Annotated in this window: 17 protein-coding genes and 1 pseudogene; 8 read left to right on the forward strand and 10 right to left on the reverse strand. The window is 41.4% G+C overall.

Annotated elements, in window-relative coordinates:
- Positions 1-86 precede the first annotated feature (86 nt).
- The 3 genes from AAEY97_RS01775 to AAEY97_RS01785 all read right to left on the reverse strand — a co-directional run bounded on the left by AAEY97_RS01775 (position 87) and on the right by AAEY97_RS01785 (position 4,554).
- Positions 87-2,165 (reverse strand): hypothetical protein, encoded by a 2,079-nt coding sequence (locus AAEY97_RS01775; protein WP_350996113.1) that lies wholly within the window; start codon positions 2,163-2,165, stop codon positions 87-89.
- A 957-nt stretch (positions 2,166-3,122) separates the two neighbouring features.
- Positions 3,123-3,434 carry an EthD family reductase gene (locus tag AAEY97_RS01780; protein WP_182745289.1) on the reverse strand — a complete coding sequence of 104 codons (312 nt, stop codon included), beginning with the start codon at positions 3,432-3,434 and terminating at the stop codon, positions 3,123-3,125.
- A gap of 271 nt (positions 3,435-3,705) precedes the next feature.
- Entirely contained in the window at positions 3,706-4,554 is an 849-nt protein-coding gene (locus tag AAEY97_RS01785) for a helix-turn-helix domain-containing protein (RefSeq protein WP_350996117.1), read from the reverse strand.
- A 392-nt stretch (positions 4,555-4,946) separates the two neighbouring features.
- Between AAEY97_RS01785 and AAEY97_RS01790 the strand changes: the two genes are divergently transcribed.
- Positions 4,947-5,603, forward strand: a complete 657-nt coding sequence (locus tag AAEY97_RS01790) for a glutathione S-transferase (protein ID WP_350996120.1) — start codon at positions 4,947-4,949, stop codon at positions 5,601-5,603.
- Positions 5,604-5,819: 216 nt separating this feature from the next.
- Here AAEY97_RS01790 and AAEY97_RS01795 read toward each other — a convergent pair whose 3' ends face one another.
- The 3 genes from AAEY97_RS01795 to AAEY97_RS01805 form a co-directional block, all read right to left on the reverse strand.
- Complete coding sequence (locus tag AAEY97_RS01795) at positions 5,820-6,578, reverse strand: spermine/spermidine synthase domain-containing protein (RefSeq protein ID WP_350996122.1); 759 nt, start codon at positions 6,576-6,578, stop codon at positions 5,820-5,822.
- Between the two features lie 387 nt (positions 6,579-6,965).
- Positions 6,966-7,850 (reverse strand): DMT family transporter, encoded by an 885-nt coding sequence (locus AAEY97_RS01800; RefSeq protein ID WP_350996125.1) that lies wholly within the window; start codon positions 7,848-7,850, stop codon positions 6,966-6,968.
- A gap of 357 nt (positions 7,851-8,207) precedes the next feature.
- Entirely contained in the window at positions 8,208-9,914 is a 1,707-nt protein-coding gene (locus tag AAEY97_RS01805) for an AMP-binding protein (RefSeq protein WP_350996128.1), read from the reverse strand.
- 556 nt (positions 9,915-10,470) lie between these two features.
- Here AAEY97_RS01805 and AAEY97_RS01810 point away from each other — a divergent pair.
- From AAEY97_RS01810 to AAEY97_RS01820, 3 genes are all read left to right on the forward strand, one after another.
- Positions 10,471-13,806, forward strand: a complete 3,336-nt coding sequence (locus tag AAEY97_RS01810) for an MHYT domain-containing protein (RefSeq protein WP_350996131.1) — start codon at positions 10,471-10,473, stop codon at positions 13,804-13,806.
- A 14-nt stretch (positions 13,807-13,820) separates the two neighbouring features.
- Complete coding sequence (locus AAEY97_RS01815) at positions 13,821-14,816, forward strand: response regulator (RefSeq protein ID WP_174839634.1); 996 nt, start codon at positions 13,821-13,823, stop codon at positions 14,814-14,816.
- Between the two features lie 115 nt (positions 14,817-14,931).
- On the forward strand, positions 14,932-16,137 hold the full coding sequence (locus tag AAEY97_RS01820; protein WP_350996134.1) for an MFS transporter: 1,206 nt from the start codon (positions 14,932-14,934) through the stop codon (positions 16,135-16,137).
- A gap of 270 nt (positions 16,138-16,407) precedes the next feature.
- On the opposite strand, the gene AAEY97_RS01825 is transcribed toward AAEY97_RS01820, so the two are convergent.
- A complete protein-coding gene (locus tag AAEY97_RS01825; RefSeq protein WP_350979669.1) occupies positions 16,408-17,046 on the reverse strand; it encodes a beta/alpha barrel domain-containing protein in 639 nt (212 codons plus the stop codon).
- A 107-nt stretch (positions 17,047-17,153) separates the two neighbouring features.
- Here AAEY97_RS01825 and AAEY97_RS01830 point away from each other — a divergent pair, with 107 nt between their 5' ends.
- Positions 17,154-17,849 (forward strand): response regulator, encoded by a 696-nt coding sequence (locus AAEY97_RS01830; protein WP_350996137.1) that lies wholly within the window; start codon positions 17,154-17,156, stop codon positions 17,847-17,849.
- 201 nt (positions 17,850-18,050) lie between these two features.
- Positions 18,051-18,218, forward strand: a pseudogene (locus AAEY97_RS01840) (IS110 family transposase); the annotation flags it as partial.
- Between the two features lie 33 nt (positions 18,219-18,251).
- On the opposite strand, the gene AAEY97_RS01845 reads toward AAEY97_RS01840, so the two are convergent.
- Positions 18,252-18,548 carry a hypothetical protein gene (locus tag AAEY97_RS01845; RefSeq protein WP_162022766.1) on the reverse strand — a complete coding sequence of 99 codons (297 nt, stop codon included), beginning with the start codon at positions 18,546-18,548 and terminating at the stop codon, positions 18,252-18,254.
- A 239-nt stretch (positions 18,549-18,787) separates the two neighbouring features.
- On the opposite strand from AAEY97_RS01845, the gene AAEY97_RS01850 reads away from it, so the two are divergent.
- Entirely contained in the window at positions 18,788-19,951 is a 1,164-nt protein-coding gene (locus AAEY97_RS01850) for a cation diffusion facilitator family transporter (protein WP_350996141.1), read from the forward strand.
- Positions 19,952-19,959: 8 nt separating this feature from the next.
- A complete protein-coding gene (locus tag AAEY97_RS01855; RefSeq protein ID WP_350996144.1) occupies positions 19,960-20,367 on the forward strand; it encodes a MarR family winged helix-turn-helix transcriptional regulator in 408 nt (135 codons plus the stop codon).
- Positions 20,368-20,544: 177 nt separating this feature from the next.
- On the opposite strand, the gene AAEY97_RS01860 is transcribed toward AAEY97_RS01855, so the two are convergent.
- Both AAEY97_RS01860 and AAEY97_RS01865 read right to left on the reverse strand, forming a co-directional pair.
- Positions 20,545-20,880 (reverse strand): DUF6488 family protein, encoded by a 336-nt coding sequence (locus tag AAEY97_RS01860; protein WP_350996147.1) that lies wholly within the window; start codon positions 20,878-20,880, stop codon positions 20,545-20,547.
- Positions 20,881-20,935: 55 nt separating this feature from the next.
- Entirely contained in the window at positions 20,936-21,457 is a 522-nt protein-coding gene (locus AAEY97_RS01865; RefSeq protein ID WP_011637972.1) for a hypothetical protein, read from the reverse strand.
- Positions 21,458-21,459 lie beyond the last annotated feature (2 nt).

A 21,459-nucleotide genomic window follows, 5' to 3' on the forward strand; every position in this document is an offset into this window, starting at 1 on the left:
ACCGTTAATAACAATATCAATTAGGTTAAGTTAAAAGGAGAGAAACAAAAGTTCTCCCCTTTGATTCACCTGCTAATCCTTAATTATCATCTACGGATTTTTGTTGTTGCGGTGGCAGTATCGTTATCACTATTAAGATCGCCTTCTGCTGTCACCGTCGCCGTCCAGCTAACAGCGGACGTTCTGATGATGTTGGCTGTCCAACTTGCATTTAATGAAATCGTATCTCCTTCAGCCAAATCGCTGAAAGCCATCGGCGGCAGTTCAATAACCACGCCTTGGTTAGTGACTCCAGTAATGGCTACCTCACCACTGACACTACTAGGTTTAAGATTGCTCACATCGACAACCATTGCCACCGTTTGATTAAAGGACACTGTAGCTGATGCTGCAAAAGCAGTCAGTGCAACATCGACATCAGTATTCACCACAGGAACTTCGCCTTCATATTCGATAATGAGCTGTGCGTTATATAAGGCTGTTGATTTACTATCGCCCTTAATGTAAACCGCAAGGTCAAAATCTGACGTCATTGGTAAACCATTGCTGGTAACCGCCGGTTCGCCGTCCTCAGTGACAATAGTGACATACTCATTTGCCGTCACATCAACCCAACCTCTACTGGTTGCCAGCGGAGATATCTCTCCCTCTTCCCAATCCAGTAAATTGATCACTGTGGTCGTTGGCGTACCGACCTCATACTTAATATTTTCTTTGGCAAAAGGCGGCGCGCTACATTCAATCAACGGGATCTCCAGCCCAGGCAAGTCTTGACCAAACTTATTAGGTTTAAGTCTCCAACGGGGGCCTGAGACAAGCTCACCAAGTGACGCATTTGGCAATGCACTACCGATGAAATCCTGAACTTTTGGGTCAGGATTGACATCATAAGACCATTCAAATGGGTCACGATTGATGGTGGTATAGTAAGCATTAGAATAGCCACCAGCGAGATCTGATGAGAATGCATAAGGGTGCTCTGCAGCGCTTTCACCTGGTGTAGCCAAAGGGTCCAGTGCTTTAGGGGTATTCTTTAATATTGTACCGACACCGATAAAGGATGGATCGAAAGCGCCACTTTCAGTATCGATTATATCGCTGTCGCCTTCATAACAAGGAACAGTACTTTTCCATACGGCTGCGTCACCATCACCTTCAATTCTATAAGAAGGTTTACGCCCTGTTGCAGCTTCGTTTTCCAAGTCTTCTGGACGAAGTTGGTCATTAGGGTTATTGGTGATCCAGTGATTAACCACAAGCTCTGCTCGAGTAACGACAAAGTTTTCTGTGGATGTTTTCCATTCTTCAGGAAGCGCCAACTGGGCATACATGCGGATATCGTTCGGCCGTTTATGTATTCCGCCCCAACCATAAAGTGGCTTACCATCATCTTTAAGCTGCACGGAATAATCACTGCTTAAGGCGATGTTATCGAGCATGTTGGTCTTGTCGTTAGGAAACATCTGGCACCCTTCAGGTTGGCCATCTGTTTCACAGGGTATCGCATTGGTTAAGCGATAGGCTTGTTGTCCACCCACTAACACTTGAACATTATCATCTAGTGGCGCGCCAGCGCAGTCATACGACAGAGTGCCGTCTGGGGTTGATATAATGGCTTGGGTACCGTCCGGGCTGGCAAAAAAGTATGGAATGGTCTCATAACAACTAAGCGCATGTTCCATAACAGTATAATGCTCTGTTTCACATTTTACCGAGGTGCCACCGAGCCCTTGACACCATGTTCCTAATGGTGGTTTTACCTTGTATTTTTCGGTGGCGGCATTGGCAACTTGAATACCAATCACCCCTCCGCCTTCGTCAATATTACCAACGAATCCTTCGAGGTAATCACCATTGCGCGCTTTGGGCTGCGCGCCCAGAAAATCAACCACATAAAAGCCAAACTCGCTATCCACTGGATATAACATCACCCCCGACTTGTCGAGAAGCGCTGGATTATCATCAGGACAACTCACTGGGCCAAGGCCACAAATGATCGTTTGGTCGTCTGCGAAGGTCACTCCATTCAACCCTCCCAGTACGTCATTAACAGAAAACACATGCACTGGCGATTCATAAGCCACCGCACTTCCTATTGAGGCCAGCAATGCTAAAGAGATAGCAAGGGCAATCGGCCTTTTATTAAAGTATTTAACAAATAACATAACAACCTCCTGTAATTATTGTTGGGGTTAAACTAGTTAGACATAACGACCTCCTGGATTTATTTTTAACCAAAACACGTCAGCTCAGTGTCAACACCTACACGCACTGCAAATTAACAAACAGGTCGTCATTCGATGATGAAATGAATGACAAGTAAGTAATAAGTAGTAGGTTATTTTTACGGCTACACAATGCTATGTCTCACTTTTACAGCACTCGAGATATTTACTTATGCGCCTGCTATTAACCATAGAAAAATCATGGTTAAATTCAAGAGGCAAAAAATCATAAAAGTAACGCTAAACGCGTTTTTGGCGGGGGAAATCCTTCAACATCAATCTATTAAAATAATACGGGGTCAGATCAATAAAAAGTCATATTTTCATCGTTACTACTCAATAGGTTAGCTTCGTAATTCTTTTGAATGACACCTAAATAAAAATAGCGAGATCGGACAAAATAGGCTGTATTGGCTAGTAACATCGAAATGAATCAGGCGATGATATTATGGAGACAAAAACCACGTTTTAGATACTACCAAAAGGTTATATTGAAGCGAAAACAGGGTGATTTTAACGAATAGATCATACTAAATAATTATTTGTTTTTATAACTTATAACAATAAATACCTACAAAGTGATACTAAATCATTTTAAGTTTGGTGCGCATTGTTAATGGTCAAATACACACTTTAGATAACAAAAATTATAAGGGGAGTACAAGTTGCAGATTGAATAAAAACCACCGTTTTGGAACTGTCACTCCGATGTAAGCATCGATAGTAACTTCACCAATAGATGGACTGGGAATAAAGCTGCGGTGGGACGCATTTATAGTCAACAGTCGCATCGCGAATTAGACGGTAAGGTTAATACCAATGCGTCCTAAATGATTTTACGCATTTAAGACGCTAAAATGGCAATACTAGGGCAACGTACATTAGACAGGCATAATATTATTGAGCAATGTTACTAATTTGTATCACGGGATGGGTATTTGTGAAATTAACTATATCTGCCGCTATCACAGCTTGATGTGGGCCAAATGATTGTTTAAATGTTTCTACAGATTCAAATGTAAGATGACCCATTGCGATGTACATAGGAGGCTCACCGGGTACAACACTAGCAAGGCCAAGGTCTGCACTGGCTGAAATAAGTGCTTCACCTACTAAATCTGCAACAAGTGGTAAATGGGTTTTACAGTAGTAATCCATATCGAAAGTAGCACTTTCACTATTTGGGTACAATACACTGACTTTAATCATGACATTCTCTCTTTTATTAATCGTTAAGTTCTACAGTATTCAAACATAGTGGCGACAGGTTAACACTTTGGCGAAAACCTTATCTACACAATGCCCAGTCACCATATCGTTTTTTAAAATTGTTGCCCATGCTCATTGCTTCGTTTGCAAAGTGTTAGTTACATTTAATGAGGCTAGTCTACGCAATAACTTGTATAGGTACTTATCAGAAAAGCTCAGTTGATGGTCAATTTAGTCCAAAACGAATTAACGCGATCTCCATTGCTACATATTAAGGGGATTGCCGTTGGCGATACTCAGACGGCGAGCAACCGATATGTTTTTTAAACACACGATTAAAGGTTGATATAGATTCAAAGCCTGTTTGAAAAACAATGTCGGAAACCCGAGAGCTTGGTTCGTCTAGCAAACTAATGGCTTTATCAATTTTTAATTGGCTGATATGTTTTTTAGGGGACTGTCCATAAACCTCGTTGAATTTTCGTTTGAAGCTCGACACACTCATATGGCACAACGCGGCCAATTCATCGATGCTTACATCACTGAATAAGTGATGTTGGATAACTTGTTCGAATTTGACAAAATTAGGCTTAAACATCGATGCTAAAAAATCTAATTCTGATGGGGCTGACACCTTTTGGGTCATCAACAACACAAATTCACGTAACTTGGTTTCTATCATCAAGGGCGTTGCCAAATCAGGTGTGTCGAGCAATATAGAAATACTGTCCCGAAAATGTGTCAACAATTGGTCCACTTCTACTTGCTTTAAGTCGTAATCGACTTGATAGTCCGATTGGGTGAAATCGAAATGGAATAAACGTTGAAAAATATCGGGAAACAAAAAAACACCAATCACCTCACCACGGCCTTGCTCTAACTGGCCACTTACGGTTTCATAGAAATAATTGACGCATTTGGCAAGCAAGCCAATATCACGGTTTACCGTCAATACTCCTGTTGCAGTACGCACCTGGTACTCACCTTCGGTAAAAAAAGCAAAACATGCTTCGTTAGACGTAAATTCTCGAGCAAAACGCTTAAAAGCTGGAATAGTAAGTTTTTTAAAAACAACATGACCTTTGTATTCAAGTGTTTTCTCAGTAGAGGAACCCTGCATGAATGCACTACCGCATAATTGAACAGTCGTTAAAGTATGTAATACAACTGTCTTTTACGCCAGAGGTTTGTGGTTCAAGACCTAACGTTAAACGAAAAATAGCGCCATAAGTGTTGGATAACAAGGCGCAGTTTCTTATATCTCATAGCGTTATTCGTTACCTATATCAAGGTAATGAATACTCTATAAAAGCTGATTTTTAATCGTTTAATACTCTTGTTCTGAAGCTAATCATTTAACACTTAACCTAGAAAAATGAGCTTCAAACAATACATCTGAATCTTCAAAAAAGACTCCCGTAATCAATATTTAAAGGGTTAGGTATTAGTGATAAAATGAACAGGATTATTTTGCTAACTGCATTACCTGACTGAGAGATAATAAACAACATCATGGTATTACCTGTACTCTATTCGTTGAGAAATTGTCCTTACGCAATGCGCGCCAGACTGGCTATTTATGCATCCAAACAGCAAGTAAACCTGCGCGACCTAGTGTTAAGCAACAAACCTGCAGAAATGCTTACGGTGTCGCCAAAAGGTACAGTGCCAGTTTTAGTCACCACAGATAATCAGGTCATCGATGAAAGTTTATCCATCATGCTATGGGCTTTTTCACAAACAGACCCTGACGATTATGTTAAAAAAGCAACGCCAAACGCGTTAACTGAAATGTTGGCGGTTATTGCGATATTTGATAATGAATTCAAAGGACATTTAGAGAAATACCGCTGCTCTAAACGTTACCATGAACCGTCGCTTATAGAAGATAGACAACAATGTGAGCGTTATCTTGCTGATCTCGAATCAAGGCTTTGCCAGCACTCATATTTAATGTCTGACCAACCAAGTTTGACAGATTTAGCATTAATGCCGTTTATTCGTCAGTTTGCCAGAGTTGAGCGACAATGGTATTTACAATCACCCTACCCCAAATTACGACAATGGCTTAATCACTATTTACAGAGTCGAATGTTCAGCAAGGTGATGGTACAAAACCCAATGTGGTTAGACTCAAAACAAGAAATTGTTTTTGGGGCCAATGTATAAGGCTGGCTTGATAAGCCAGTCATCAAAACTCGCGGCGACAACATTAAAATATTTCGCCTCAGAATATGAACTAACAACCGTCTAAAATAAAAACCATCTAAGTTAAAAGTCGTCTAAAATAAAAATCATCTAAGATAACAATCATCTAAGTTAAACGTCATCTAATATAACAATCACCTAAGATAAACGTCATCTAAGATAACAATCGATAGCCTATCAACCTTGTGCATCGCAGAGTAAGTTGGCGTAACGTTCCATTGGAATACTCATTTGCTCTTGTAACGCTTTGCCTTTCGCCAGTAGATCGTGTCTTTTTATCGCAGGAATGTCGCTTTTGAATGCGAGCACAATGGTATTGCCGCTTTCAACGTCAAAACTGAGTAATCGATTTTCAAATTCGAGCGCGAGCAATTCATCTAATTCTTGGCGTAATTCAGCTGACGTATGCCAGATATTGAGCACAAAAACCCCTTGTTGATTGAGTGCATTTTTACAATCGTGTAAGTAGGATGATTGTACTTGTTTCGGCTCCATACCTTGTGAGTTGTATAGATCTGAAAAGATAATATCGCTTTTTATGTCGGTATTTTTAATGTAATTCACCGCATCGTCAATATGAATAGCAAGACGATCAGTTTCAGGTAAGTAAAAAAACTCTTTCGCAGCCTTCGCGACGGCTTCACGGTATTCAACTGCATGTACCTTCAAATCGGCGAAGCTACTGAGCAATATTTTAGCCATTGAACCTGCACCCAGCCCCATGATTGTGGCTGTTGTTACTGCGGGAATAAAAAATAAACCTGCCATCATGGCTTGGGTATAGCCTAGATGTAATCCATTAATATCATTGATTTTCATGCAACTTTGATAGATTTTTCCATCAAAACTGAGAATGCGGCTGTTTCTTGTTTGATAAACATAAATGGGGCCGTGCTCATCTGCTGTAGATGAAATGCAGGTTCCTTTGATATCCATGGTATTTTTGATACCTCTTTAATATGGGGCTGTAGCGGGTAAGGCAGTATAACGGAAAATAAGCTTAGGTCTTTGTTATTGATTTTTATCGTTTAATAAATGAAAGTATTTAGTGAGTAGCCACTTTTATTTGCTACCGTTGTCACGCAACAAAATATGACATTTCACGCTACAGAGTATGAGCTTTAGATCAAAAACCTCCGATTTACAAAAATGAACCTTGCACCGTTAATTTAACGTTAGTCGCTTTTTATCCGTCATCAAGCTTATGCGAAACATTTTATCTATCGTTAGTCTCTAACCTAGTCATCTCTAACCTGGTCATCTCTAATCTTATAGTGTTTAACTTTGCTATGCCTTACCGCAGAGTGAATCAATTCACTCTGCTCATGCGCTATTTTTTATCAAACTTGCTGAGACTGTTTTACGGGTTTGAATTAGGGTATATCCGCCACTTAATACCACCAGCAGGCTTCCAAGTAAGGTTGCTAAATCTGGCGATTCTCCAAATATAAATATCCCCAAACCTAAAGCAAATAATAAACGGGTATAACGAAAAGGAGAAATAACCGATACATCGCCCGCGCGCATAGCGATTGTGAGGGCATTATACGCCATCACCCCGAACACAATTGCACCGATAATTTGCACTGCTGCAGTGGAACCAAGTTGTAATGGCTCGTTTTGGTATAATTGTATGGCAATGCCTGCTGGAATTAGCACAAAAAAACCATACACCCCAAGTTGCATATTAGACAACACTGGTGAAGCTGCGCGAGTGGCTAAATCACGGCCCGCAAAACCTAAGGTCGCGACAACTGCAAATAAAGACGTTGCTTCAAAGCCATCAAGACCAGGGCGAATAATCATCAACACGCCACAAAAACCAATCAATACGGCAATCCAGCGTTTAAAACCAACCTGTTCACCAAACAATAAAGCGGCACCTATCATTGCGATTAACGGAGTGGCCTGCAAAATAGCCGATGCACTTGATAAAGGCGTTAGCGTGATAGCCAATGCAAAACAGAAACGACCAATAACTTCGCACACCGCACGGATGAGTATTGGCGTAGACAATATCGCTGGGTGTAAAATTGTTTGCCCTTTACGCCAAGTCAGCAGCATAAAAATCAACATTCCGCCCAATCCAAATAACGCTAAAATCAGACCAATAGACGTGGTTTCGGCTGCCGATTTAATCAGCATGTCTTCAATAGAAAATGCCGCCATAGCAGCAACCATAAAAAGACTACCTTTAGTATTATTCAAAATAACTCCAACAATGGGTCGATTATATCCAGCTGAAAAAGCGCTAACGCTGAGGTGTTCAGCCGATAAAAATATAAGCTGGCAATGGTATCACTCACCATATGCTATCGAGAAAACATCATTTGTTTACAACTGTGTTTAACTCAAATCTAAACTCAAACCTAAACTCAAACCTAAACTCAAACTGTTTATCGAAAGTAAGGCTGTTTCAATTATGCCAATGCTTATGACGCTGCTATTTAATGCGTTACTTGTCTGTGCGTGTAATATCAACTTCACTTGCAAATAGATTGCCCATCAATATTAAAGCCCAGTGCGATAACTCAACACTGGGCTTTAATGACTACACGCAAAATATCAATTTATGGCTTCATGTAACTCTTGATACATCAACTCACGCATCTTAAATTTTTGAATTTTCCCCGTCACTGTCATTGGGTATTGGTCAACAAACTTGATGTAGCGCGGTACTTTAAAATAGGCAAACTTTTCGGTTAAAAAGTGACGAATATCGTCTTCGGTGATGTCGGCATTGGCACGGACCTTAATCCACGCGCATACCTCCTCGCCGTATTTGTCACTCTGCACGCCAAACACGGCAGCATCCTGCACGTCCTTATGGCTATAAAGTTTTTCTTCAATTTCACGCGGATATATATTCTCACCGCCGCGGATAATCATGTCTTTTATACGGCCAACAATTTGCACATAGCCTAATTCATCCATTTGGCCGATATCGCCCGAATGTAACCAGCCTGCGCTGTCGATGGTTGCAGCCGTTTTGACTGCATCATTCCAATACCCTTGCATGATGCAGTAACCTCGACTGCACACTTCACCGGGTTGACCAATAGCAACCACGTCGCCAAATTCATTGATGATTTTCACTTCGGTATGCGGCAATGCTCGGCCAACGGTGAGCACTTGTTTTTCGATTGGGGAGTCAATTTCAGTAATGTGATTTAACGGGCTGCATTCGGTTTGTCCGTAACCAATTAGCACTTCTTTCATATACATTAACTCTTGTACTCGGCGCATGACTTCTTCGGGGCATGTGGCGCCCGCCATAATGCCTGTGCGCAATGAGCTAAGATCAAACTGGTTAAATTGTGGATGTTCTAATTCGGCAATAAACATGGTTGGTACGCCATGTAGAGCTGTGCAGCGCTCATTTGCGATTACTTGTAACGTGGTAAGAGGATCAAAAGATTCACCGGGATACACAGCTGCTGAAGCATGAATAACACAGGCTAAACTGCCTAACACCATGCCGAAGCAATGATATAAAGGAACCGGCATGCATAACTTGTCAGTTGAGGTAAAGCCCATGGCGTCAGCCACTAAATAAGCGTTATTTAAAATGTTGTGATGCGATAACGTCGCGCCTTTAGGGCTACCTGTAGTACCTGAGGTAAATTGAATATTAATCGCATCATGAGTATCGAGAGAGTCAGCAATGGTGGCCAACACATGTTGAGCTTCGTCGTTAACCTCCAGCAGCAAATCATTAAAGTTGAGCATGCCGGGAGTGCGGTCGGTGCCCATTCGAATAACATACTCGAGTTCAGGCAGTGCGAGTGTATTGAGCTTACCTGCTGTGCTGGTGCTTAACTCTGGCAGCAACTCATTTAACATCTGTAAGTAATCACTGGACTTAAATTTATCGGCACAAATCACCGCTCGGCAGCCCACATTACTCAAAGAGTATTCCAGCTCTTCAGGCCGATAAGCCGGATTAATACACACCATAATGGCACCAATTTTAGCCGTAGCAAATTGGGTTAAACACCACTCAATGTTGTTAGGAGACCAAATGCCGACTCTATCACCGGGCTGAATACCTAGCGTTAATAAGCCGGTGGCAAGCGCATCAACCTTTGCTTGAAACTCACGGTAATTCCAGCGGATTTGTTGATGATGAACGACTACCGCAAGATTGTCTGGGTAAGCACTGGCAATATCATCAAAATATTGACCAATGGTTTTATCGGTAAGCGTCGTTGAAGTGACACCATGATATTCACTTTGAGTAAGCGGTAGTTGTGCTTGATGTTGATTGACCATTAAAGCCTCCTTGCATGTGCTTCGTCATGCTCCAGCTAACCAATTAACGGCCTGACTCACAAGTAAAAAAGCACTACATTAGACTAAAGAGGCATGGTGAGTAATGTTTACAGCAAAGGCTAATATTGACAGTAACGCATTCATTTTTGTCAATAACGGTTGGATGATGATGTCTAAACAACCTTATTAAAACGACTTTTTAACGCCCCCTAAAAACAATAAACAAAAGTGAACGACGAACTGGAGTGATAACCGGAGCAATAATTGAAACGATAGACGAAATCGAAAAATTAACCATAGCCCAAACTAAATACCTAAACACCTAAACACCTAAACACCTAAACACCAACTATTAACATTATTACAACAATATCGTGTAAGTTAACTACAGAATGGAATTGAAAAACACAAAACTATTAACCACAACCCGCACTAAATCATTTAAACGTTGATCTAGCGCAAGCTTTAGTTAAAAATCGAACAAATACTGATGTTTTTTAATTCCAAGCCGATAGCTTCCTTATACTTATCTAAAAGTGACATTCATCTAATTATTATGCTTGAGACAATTCGCACACTATTTTCCGTTACAGATGAAAGCCTTTTAGTCGTTGGTGACTTTCAACCTATAGTCGTTTTCATCTCTATCGCTATCGCGGTTTTCGCCTCGTTTATGGCATTACAAGTCGCGTCGCAAGCGGTATTAACGCTCAATAAATATAAACGATACTTACTCACCAGCTGCGGCAGTATTGCACTTGGTGGCGGTGTGTGGTCGATGCATTTTATTGGCATGTTAGCGTTCAGTTTATGCACTCCGGTGAGCTATGACATCGGCTTAACCGCGTTATCGTTTATTCCGAGTATTGCCGCATCTTGGGTAGCCTTAAATGTCATATCAACAGCCAAACCAAAACTAAGCCAGTTTGTGGTGGGCGGTATATTGACCGGTGCAGGTATTGGCACCATGCATTACGTCGGCATGGCGGCTATGGAAATGGCTCCCCTACTACGTTACGACTTATTCTATTTTGGCTTATCAATAGTTATTGCCATTATTTTGGCCATTGTCGCACTGTGGATACGTTTTAGCTTGAACCATCTAGGTCGCTTTACCTTAAGTGAATTACATAAAAATGCGATTGCGGCGATGGTGATGGGTTGCGCTATTTCCGGCATGCATTACATCGGTATGGCTGCGGCTCGTTTTGTCCGCCCACCAGGATTTGAATTTTCTGAACAAACCACAAAAATGTCACTGTATTTAGGCATTGCCGTTGCCACGATTACGGTGGTGATTATTTTATTGGTGTTAGGCGTCAACATGCTGATTAAATACCAAACCTCGTTACACCAAGCCAAATTATCTGAAGCACGCTACCGCGCGACCATTAGTACCGCCGTTGACGGTATCATTACCTTTAACGCTAAAGGGCGTATTGAAAGCGGCAACCAAGCGGTAGAATTACTCCTGGGCTGGCGACTTGAAGATGTGTGTCACCAAAATATTCGTGACTTTATACCAGGCCCATTTATCGAAGAATTTAACGCCCGTTTAGACAGTTTTTTTAACCACAACATAGCGCAGCAAAAAAGTACTGGCCGCGATGTAGAAGCGCTACATGTTAACGGTACGGTCATTCCGGTTAGGGTATCTATTGGTCATGCATGTATTGAAGGTAAAAGCCTGTTTGTGATGTACATAAGCGACTTACGTCACCGTATTGAAATGCAACGTGCACTAATTAAAAGCGAAGCCCAGTTTCGCTCACTTATCGCCAATATTCCCGGTATCGCCTATCGCTGTTTAAATACTGAAAACTGGCCAATGGTATTTATTAGCGACGCGGTTGAAAAGATCACCGGTTATCCAGCAAGCGACTATATAGGCGCAACACCAAAACGTCATTTTTACCAACACGTACACCCAGATGACCTTGAGCAAATAGGTAATCAAGTCGTCACAGAGCAAGTGTTTAAGCTGGAATACCGTATCTATAATGCCAACGGCGATATTCGCTGGTTGCTCGGTTATGGTGCTCATGTTGACGGGATAGATGTACAAGATAAATGGCTCGACGGCTTTATTATGGACATCACCGATCGCAAAGAAATGGAGCAATCTTTATTAATTGCCAAAGACAAAGCGGAACAAGCAGCATCAGCTCGTTCGGCATTCCTAGCGAACATGAGCCACGAAATTCGCACCCCAATGAACGCCATTATTGGCTTTAGCGACATTTTACTCGACGATTCGCTACCCGCTGAACAGCAAAAGCATTTACGTACCATTAATCAGTCTGCTAAGTCTTTATTGCACCTATTAAACGATGTTCTCGATAGTGCTAAGTTAGATAAAGGCAAGTTCGATCTCGAATTACGCGATTTCTCTGTTATTGAAGAAATTGATTCGGTGGTATCGACTTTATGGTTACAAGCTAGCTCTAAAGGTCTGTTCTTAAATGTGAATGTATCAGCAGATGTGGCAATGTCCTATCATGGTGCTCCAGACCGAATTCGTCAGGTATTGACTAATTTAATTGGCAATGCGATTAAATTTACCGCCGAAGGGGGTGTCAGTATCGATGTGAGCGTTAAACCAAGCGGTTGCATTGAATTTGCCATTAACGATACCGGTATTGGCATGACGCCAGAACAATTAACCTTAGTGTTTGATGCCTTCGCTCAAGCAGATGCCAGCATGAATCGTCGTTTTGGTGGCACAGGTCTTGGTACGACCATCAGCAAACAATTGGTTGAATTAATGGGTGGCAAAATTACCGCCAAAAGCACATTTGGCCAAGGCAGTTGTTTTGGTTTTGCCTTGCCATTAACCGCGCCCAAACACATCAACAGCACGTTGACCCCGTTAACAAATAGTCACATTAAACCATTGGCCATTTTGATTGTTGATGACATTCAGCAAAATATTGATTTGCTCACCATTATGATGAAGCGCCAAGGTCATAGCATCATTACTGCCCGCGACGGTAAACAAGCCCTACTGCGGATGCGCAGCGACAAAATTGATATTGTATTGATGGACGTGCAAATGCCTATCATGGACGGATTAACCGCCTCGCGTACTCGTCGTGAACAAGAGCAAAATGAACAGTTACCGCATATGCCAATTATTGCATTAACGGCCAGCGTATTGCCTGAAGACAAAAAAGCAGCCTTGGATGCCGGCATGGATGGTTTTGCCAACAAACCTATCGATATGATGCTGCTTAATCATGAAATTGCCCATGTATTGAAACTTGAACAAAGCAATGTGGCCGTCGATAACCCCGCTGTTGATATCGACAACAGGCAAGTGGTTAATGAGAAAAAAGGCGCTTCGATGTGGGGAGATCAAATGACTCTCGTGAAAGAAATCAGCCTATTTATGACTAAACAACACGATAGCAACCAACAGCTTAAACAATTAATACAAACTGCCGACTGGCCAGCTATTAGTCAACAACTGCATGGACTCAAAGGGCTGTCTGGCAATTTAGCTCTAATGCAACTGACACGGTTATTTAGCGATGCTGAACGCTCAGCCATGACAAAATCCAGCACAGAATTACTGACCTTGTTGCCAAAGATTGAACAGGCTTTTGCGCGCATCGCAGCCTATCTTAGCACTCAAGATATCAGTCAACACCCAGATAAAGCCGCAGAAAAAGCTCCTATGAGCGTCGATGAGTTCATCCAAATCATTAACCTTATTCGCTTAGCTGCAAAAGAAAATCAATACAATGAACACGATGTCGATACACTAATTGCAGCCACTCCGGCGGCATACCGACAGCAATGTATCAACATACAACATGCTCTAGACGACTTTGAATTCGAACAAGCAATAACACAACTCAATACTCTTGAGTCCGATGTTACTGCACAGTAAAAAGACTGAATTGAATGATATATAACAACCAAGACCGTATGCCGACAATTTTAGTTGTCGACGACGAGCCCGCTAACCTCAGAGTATTAAAGAAAATGCTTGAGGATCAGTACAGGCTGATATTTGCTAAAAGTGGCGAAGAAGCTCTGCGTTTAATTGAACGCGACCTGCCTGATTTGATTTTACTCGACGTGATGATGCCAGGTATGACTGGTTTTGAAGTCTGTCAGCAACTAAAAACAGAGCAACGCACCAAAGCAGTACCGGTCATTTTTGTTACGGCGTTAAGTGACGAAGTAGATGAAGCCAAAGGCTTTGATGTTGGCGCGGTAGACTACATCACTAAACCCGTGTCCCCAGCGGTGGTTAAAGCACGTGTTCGTACTCATTTGTCTTTAGTGCAGGCAGACGATTTGCGCCGTACTCGTTTACAAGTCATTCAACGCTTGGGCCGAGCATCAGAATACAAAGACAACGAAACCGGTATGCATGTGATGCGCATGAGCCATTTTTCTAAAATCATTGCCCTCGCCTATGGTTTATCAAAATCGGCCGCCGACAATTTACTCCATGCAGCACCAATGCACGATATTGGTAAAATTGGTATTCCCGACAGCATTATGCTTAAACCGGGTAAGCTCACCGATGAAGAATTTGCCATCATGAAAAAGCACCCTGAAATCGGCGCCGAAATTCTAGGTGAATCAGATTCAGATTTGATCGCCTTAGCCAAAGTCGTCGCCATGACTCACCACGAAAAGTGGGATGGCAGCGGCTACCCTCATGGACTTAAAGGTGAAAATATTCCTATTGAAGGACGTATTGTGGCAATTGCCGACGTATTTGATGCTCTCACCAGTAAACGCCCTTACAAAGAAGCATGGACTGTCGACAAAGCCATGGCATTTTTACATGACCAAAGCGGCATACATTTTGACCCGCAATTAGTGACATTATTTCAGCAATCTTTACCCAGTATTTTATACATTAAGCAGCGCTGGCAAGACTAATATGCCGTAATTAGCACGTTAGTTTTTGTCATGCACAAACGGGCTTAGCTCAGTGGTTTAGCCCGACATCAATTGTTAAATTCACCGTATTTTATTATCACCACTAGGATTTTTTATGACACCGGCTGCAGCATTACCAAGCCAACTGAATACTACCGCCATTTTGTTAGTGTTAGCCTTAGGCACATTTATATTGGGATTATCAGAGTTTTCAATGATGCCAATGCTGCCATTAATTAGTGAGACATTTTCCTCAACACCGTCACAAAGTGGTTATGCGATTAGTGCTTACGCGATAGGCGTTGTTGTCGGCGCCCCTATTTTAATGCTGACCACAGCCAACATGAAAAAACGCCATGCCTTGGCAATATTTCTGACATTAATGTTTATCTCTAATGGCTTAAGTGCCATGGCAACCTCACTTGAACAGCTTATTGTATTTCGCTTTTTAAGTGGCCTACCCCATGGCGCTTATTTTGGTGCCGCTATTTTATTGGCTGCCGATATTGCTCCTCAAAATAAACGTGCAAGTTACATGTCTAAAGTGTTTATGGGCCTAACCATAGCCACCATTGTAGGGGTTCCCATTGTCACTTTAGTCGGCCAAAACTTAAGCTGGCGCTATTGTTTAGCGGGTGCATCTGTCCTCGCCTTAATTGCATTAGTGTGCGTATATGTGGTGTTCCCTAAAATTGAAAACAACCAACCATCAAATTTAATCAATGAGTTTAGCGTATTAAAGAATAAGTTGGTCTGGTCAATTCTTGGCATTGTGATTATTGGTTTTGGTGGTGTATTTTGTATTTACACTTACATCGCCGATACCATTTTAGTGGTGACGGAAACGCCGGCATACACCATTTCAATCGCGATGGTAATGTTTGGCATTGGTTGTACCTTAGGCAATTACGTATTAGGCAAAGCAGCCGATCGCGCAGCCTTAAAAACCACTGGTATTGCCTTAGTGTGTACGATTATATTTTCGCTTGCTTACGTCAGTGCCAGCCATAATATTTGGCTATTGTATGCGGTAATTTTCTTTATTGGCTGCAGTGTGGGTTTAGCGACACTGATTCAAACCTTACTGATGGACGTATCGCCAAATGGTCACGCGATGATAGGGGCATTAGTACAATGTTCATTTAACACCGCCAATGCTATCGGTCCTTGGGTGGGCGGCATGTTTATCGCACAAGGCGCAATGCCTAACGAGACAGGTTATGTAGCGGCAGTGTTATTTGCCGGCGGCTTAATGATGTGGCTGTTAAGTTATCTGCAAATGAATAAGAAAAAGGCTCAACTGGAACAATGTTCTGCATAATCAGGCTTTAGAATTTATTCTTTAACGAATTTTTATAACAAATAATCTAACTAATTATCTAACTCCCTAACGAATTATCGAACAAATTGCCTGGCTCAATACCGATAACATTGTCGGTAACATTGTCGATAACATTGTCGGTAACCGTTAGGGTAAGTAGTTTGAGCGTCTGAGAAACACCTATCTCGGCGACTTATCAAACCATTAAAAGCGTCATTTATATTACGTGATGAAAATGTATCAATATCAATAATGTAAATTAATTAACTATTATTTAATCTCAAATTTTTGCATCCATTTATCACAACGAGCGTCATCAAGCTCTTCATAAAGATGCAGTGCAGGTAATAATTCAAGCTCAAAACTTTCCTCGCTATCATTAGCTATCGCGGTTAACAGCATGGTAAACCAAGCCGTTATTCCACCTTGAGGTGACGCCTTTAATCGAGGAAAACTAGGGTCAGTTGCCGTCCCAATTAACCAGTCTTTCGCAAGTTCAGGGGCTATAACTAACGCACGCGCTAATCCAACAAAATCAACAGCGCCACATTCTATTACTTTTAATGCCTGAGTATAGGTTTTAAACCCTCCAGTAACGGCTATAGGCACATTTGTTACGCGTTTTGCTGTGGCTGCAAATTCTGCAAAATAAGGGTCTTTTGTAGATGAATCAGAGCTATATTTTGCTCCGGGGAAATAAGATCCACCGCTTATTTCTATCAAGTCTAATGAAGTTTGATCAAATATTCGGATAGCGGCTAATGGATCTTCCTGCGTTAAACCACCTTCTAATTGATCGGTGGAATTAATCTTAATACCTATTGGGAATGAATCCCCAACAGCACTTCGCACTTTCTCACTTAATAGTGTTTGTGTGGCCGCACATCGCGGTATTGGCAGTTGCCCCACTTGTCTATCGTCATAACAACACGACTGCAGTGCTCTGATTTTTCTGCGACGTAAAGTAATGTAAAGCTAGAGAGTTTTAAAAAATGTGGCATAATATGGGCATGCCTATGACCAAAACGACTGACAACATTTTGCTAATCGACGACGATGAACGTCTCGCAGCAATGATCAAAGAGTATCTTGAGAAAGAGGGGTACTCTGTCACGTCTGCAATAGATGGTTCTTCTGGATTAGCTTTGCAGCAACAAGGAAATTTTCGAGCGGCAATTCTTGATTTAATGTTGCCTGATATTGATGGTTTGGAAGTATGCCGAACACTCAGGGCAACCGAAGCCATTCCCATTTTAATGCTCACTGCAAAGGGCGACCCGCTTGATCGTGTGTTGGGGTTAGAAATGGGGGCTGACGATTATTTGCCCAAACCATTTGAACCGCGAGAATTGCTCGCTCGGCTACGTGCCATATTGCGCCGAGGTACACATTCGCAAACCGTCAATGTCGTTCGCTTTGGCGCACTAGAAGTCGACAAGGATGCTATGGAGGCACGGATAGACGGCAAACGCTGCGACCTTACCTCCTATCAGTTCCAACTTCTTTCGATACTTGCAGACGGCGTAGGGCGAGTATTAACCCGCGACCAACTCATGAATGGACTTCAAGGGTCAGATTTGGAAGCCTTCGACCGTTCTATCGACGTGCATATATCTAGGTTACGCGCCGAGATTGAAACCGACCCTAAACAGCCTCGTCGTGTTATTACTGTGCGCGGTGTTGGCTACTTGTTTGCACGGTCGCAGGTGTGATGCAGTTATGATTAACAGCCGTCTGTATGTATGTATGTAATGGTCTAATGAAACTGTAGAGATTTATAGCTTAAAATAAGCAAAATCTTAAAGGTATTTATCATGATTAGAAAAATGAAAGTCACTGTCAGCCCTCTGCAAAAATTAGAATATGCCAAGCTGATGGTCGAACAGGGTTACACAAATAAACAAATCGATGACATGATGTCAGCGATACAATCTAACCTCGTTTCCAAAGGGACTTATCAAAGATTAGTTGTTGCAGAAAAACCAAACAAAGTGGCTATTATTGCCTACATCAAAAAGATGGTTATTAGCTTAAATTCGATGCTAAGAGATGGTGTTTTATGGGAAGCGCCAAAATCTTAAATTAACTATTGACGCCATAGTCTCGTATTAATATTACTCTTTAATACGCCAACCTTTTGATTTTATACATGAAGCGTTTGCGCTAAAAAAAGATAAAAGTTGAATACTAGCAAAAGCGACTTCAAGCTCTTCTGAGTTTTCATTTAATGTTGCACTACTAACACCTTGCCTAGCTTCTAACGCACAATCACTCGCTTCTTTTCGAAACAGTTCGTTGTCAGCTGACATCTCACCGTATTCGTTATGAACAACAATTGGTGGAGTCGTAGAGCAAGAGCAAATCATAGACAATGTAAATGCCAAAGAAAGTATTCTTGTGTTTATAACCATAACTTTTCAACAAATCCTCGTAATGCTAACGTTTCACAGTAAAACACTTCTAGCTTTATCTCTTGCAATCTTACTCCCTCCCCTGAAAAAACTGCAATGCTATTATTAATCAAAAAGATAATCCGAAACAAGACTCTCAAATCAGCTTTTTGAATGCTTAAAATTGATAACCAACCTATATACTTTGACTATCAAACAATATAACATCGAGAATTACTTGATAATCAAACTATTTTCTTATGAATAAAATTGCCGAAAAATATATCCACCAACACAATTTCACCTCCGTTAACGAGCAAAATGTCAAACGTACTTGGTATGTGCTTGTTATCACAGTCATCACTATGGCCATCGAAGTGATAGCGGGGACGATATATGGCTCTATGGCTCTGCTCGCTGATGGTTGGCATATGGGGACTCACGCAGCCGCTTTTTGTATTACGCTATTCACCTATAGCTATGCAAAAAAGCATGCTAATAGTGACCGATTCTCTTTTGGCGTAGGCAAAGTCGGCGTTCTCGGTGGATATACAAGTGCTATCGCATTAGCCATTGTCGCTATTATTATGCTGGTTGAATCTCTACACCGTTTATGGTCACCTATTGAGATCCAATTTAACCAATCAATTCTTGTGGCTATCGTAGGTCTAGTCGTCAACATAGCCAGTATGTTTATATTGGGTCATGAACATCACGGCCATGACCACGGTGACCATAAACATCATAGTCATAAGCATGATGACCACAAACTTCATAGCCATGAACATGATGACCACGAGCGTCATAGTATCGAGCATCATAGCCACGAACATGATGACCACAAACTTCATAGCCACGAGCATGATGACCACAAACTTCATAGCCACGAGCATGATGACCACAAACTTCATAGCCATGAACATGATGACCACGAGCGTCATAGCCACGAGCATGATGACCACAAACTTCATAGCCATGAACATGATGACCACGAGCACCATAGTGGTAACGACCACAATCTGAAGGCAGCTTACTTCCACGTACTCGCTGACGCATTAACATCGGTGTTAGCAATTTGTGCACTTTTGGTAGGAAAATTCCTTGGATGGTATTGGTTAGATCCTATCATGGGGATCGTTGGTGCGGTGGTGATTACTAAATGGGCTCTAGGTTTAATGAAGCAAACGAGTCCTATTCTATTAGATGAAAATATCGACGAAGATTATCAATTAGACATTGTTAATACTATTGATGATGAACAAACCAAGGTCACCGATATTCATATTTGGAGAATTAGTGCAGATCATTATTCTGCCTCTATCGCAATCTGCACATCCACAGATACCAACGTTGAATCATTTAAACACTTATTGAATAAGTTTGATAAGCTAAGCCACTTAACTATCGAAGTGAATTACTGCTAAGGCCCTTTATGCATTCTTTGAATAATTTAATCATAGAGTTTTACGACAAACTGTCTTCTTGGGAGCAGTCTGTCGTTAAAGATACCGGTTATTCACTGGCACAAGTGCACACCATTGAGGTGTTAGGCTCTCACGGTTCCATGAGAATGAAAGAGCTAGCAGATAGGCTTGCAATTACCACTGGCACCTTAACGGTTCAGGTAGAGAGGCTGGTAAATTTTGGACTCATTACTCGCTCTCCACATGAAGACGATAGACGTTCAATATTAGTTGGATTAACAAGCGAAGGCATTGCGCTCCATAAGCACCACAATCGCATGCATATACAACTGACAGAAGATATTACTCGTCATTTAGATCAAAATTCGATAGATGTTCTGACCAAGAGTTTTGAAAAAATGAACCGAGAATTCTAATCTTCAGATTGTAGAATATGATGTTACAACGTCAAATGAAGTGCGAATAAGAGAACAAGTAAATCGTTTTTATATCAGTATATTGGGCGTGAGAAATAATTTAGCTAGTGCTTGTTTTGTTTTTGAATCAACGTTAGTTTTGGACACATTAAGTTTGTGTCCAAAACTATTTATCAATTATTTAAAAGTGTTACTTTCAGATACAGCCATGACTTCACCATCGTCAGCAATTTGAAAATATAACGTCTTTTTATCTTCTGTATTAGTGGCACTCACAATATAAACGCCTCCTGTAACGCTAAAGACCGTTACATCTGCAACGGTAATATTTTTCCATGATACCGGAAGCTGACCAACCGCATAGCCGAAGTCCTTAAATGTCATTTGTTTTGCAGACTTGATGACAACACTGATGACAGCATTATCATTCATATGGCCATGGCTTGAATGTGCCAGCGAATAACTGCTGATAAAGCTGCTCAAAAGCACCATGGTAAAAAGTAATATTCTCATAAATTTCCCCTTATTATTTTAAATCGATCATTTTAAACCGATCATTTTCAACCGATTATTTTAAACCGATGACTTTGTATTGTCCTTTTACCAATAACTGTACTGCTACCGGTTGATTAGACTTATTTTTCCAATACCATCCGTGGGAACCAGCAAAAGGTGCCGTAAAACTACCTTTCATATCAGCCGACGTCGCGATGACATAACTTTCGTAATATCCTGAGGTATCTCCCTTTGGCTCACCATGGAGGTCAACAAATAAAGCCGTCCCATCTGTTATCCATTCATAGGTCATTTTTTCAAATTGTTGCATGTCGAATTTATATTCTATTCCACGCCCTGCAGGTACCATCACTTCTATCGTTTGAAACTCATTAGAGCCTTCGGCAGGAGCGCTTTGTTGCACTTCTGGTTCTGCCGCTTGCGCTAATACTGTGACACCTATTTTTTGTCCAATCCCAGTCGGATCGATGTTGTATTCGGCGGGTAAAATTAGCGTAACTAAAACAATGCCTGCTACGACAATCGCCGATAGAGCGGCTTTAATTAACGTACTGCTGCTGACTGTATGTTGCATAT

The sequence above is a fragment of the Shewanella sp. TB7-MNA-CIBAN-0143 genome (genome assembly GCF_040310065.1).
Classification (GTDB): domain Bacteria; phylum Pseudomonadota; class Gammaproteobacteria; order Enterobacterales; family Shewanellaceae; genus Shewanella.

Excerpts from the sequence above, each read along its gene's own strand:
- AAEY97_RS01775 (WP_350996113.1), bottom strand. The coding sequence starts at position 2,165 with ATGTTATTTGTTAAATACTTTAATAAAAGGCCGATTGCCCTTGCTATC.
- AAEY97_RS01780 (WP_182745289.1), bottom strand. The coding sequence starts at position 3,434 with ATGATTAAAGTCAGTGTATTGTACCCAAATAGTGAAAGTGCTACTTTC.
- AAEY97_RS01785 (WP_350996117.1), bottom strand. The coding sequence starts at position 4,554 with ATGCAGGGTTCCTCTACTGAGAAAACACTTGAATACAAAGGTCATGTT.
- AAEY97_RS01790 (WP_350996120.1), top strand. The coding sequence starts at position 4,947 with ATGGTATTACCTGTACTCTATTCGTTGAGAAATTGTCCTTACGCAATG.
- AAEY97_RS01795 (WP_350996122.1), bottom strand. The coding sequence starts at position 6,578 with ATGGATATCAAAGGAACCTGCATTTCATCTACAGCAGATGAGCACGGC.
- AAEY97_RS01805 (WP_350996128.1), bottom strand. The coding sequence starts at position 9,914 with ATGGTCAATCAACATCAAGCACAACTACCGCTTACTCAAAGTGAATAT.
- AAEY97_RS01810 (WP_350996131.1), top strand. The coding sequence starts at position 10,471 with ATGCTTGAGACAATTCGCACACTATTTTCCGTTACAGATGAAAGCCTT.
- AAEY97_RS01815 (WP_174839634.1), top strand. The coding sequence starts at position 13,821 with ATGATATATAACAACCAAGACCGTATGCCGACAATTTTAGTTGTCGAC.
- AAEY97_RS01820 (WP_350996134.1), top strand. The coding sequence starts at position 14,932 with ATGACACCGGCTGCAGCATTACCAAGCCAACTGAATACTACCGCCATT.
- AAEY97_RS01830 (WP_350996137.1), top strand. The coding sequence starts at position 17,154 with ATGACCAAAACGACTGACAACATTTTGCTAATCGACGACGATGAACGT.
- AAEY97_RS01845 (WP_162022766.1), bottom strand. The coding sequence starts at position 18,548 with ATGGTTATAAACACAAGAATACTTTCTTTGGCATTTACATTGTCTATG.
- AAEY97_RS01850 (WP_350996141.1), top strand. The coding sequence starts at position 18,788 with ATGAATAAAATTGCCGAAAAATATATCCACCAACACAATTTCACCTCC.
- AAEY97_RS01855 (WP_350996144.1), top strand. The coding sequence starts at position 19,960 with ATGCATTCTTTGAATAATTTAATCATAGAGTTTTACGACAAACTGTCT.
- AAEY97_RS01860 (WP_350996147.1), bottom strand. The coding sequence starts at position 20,880 with ATGAGAATATTACTTTTTACCATGGTGCTTTTGAGCAGCTTTATCAGC.
- AAEY97_RS01865 (WP_011637972.1), bottom strand. The coding sequence starts at position 21,457 with ATGCAACATACAGTCAGCAGCAGTACGTTAATTAAAGCCGCTCTATCG.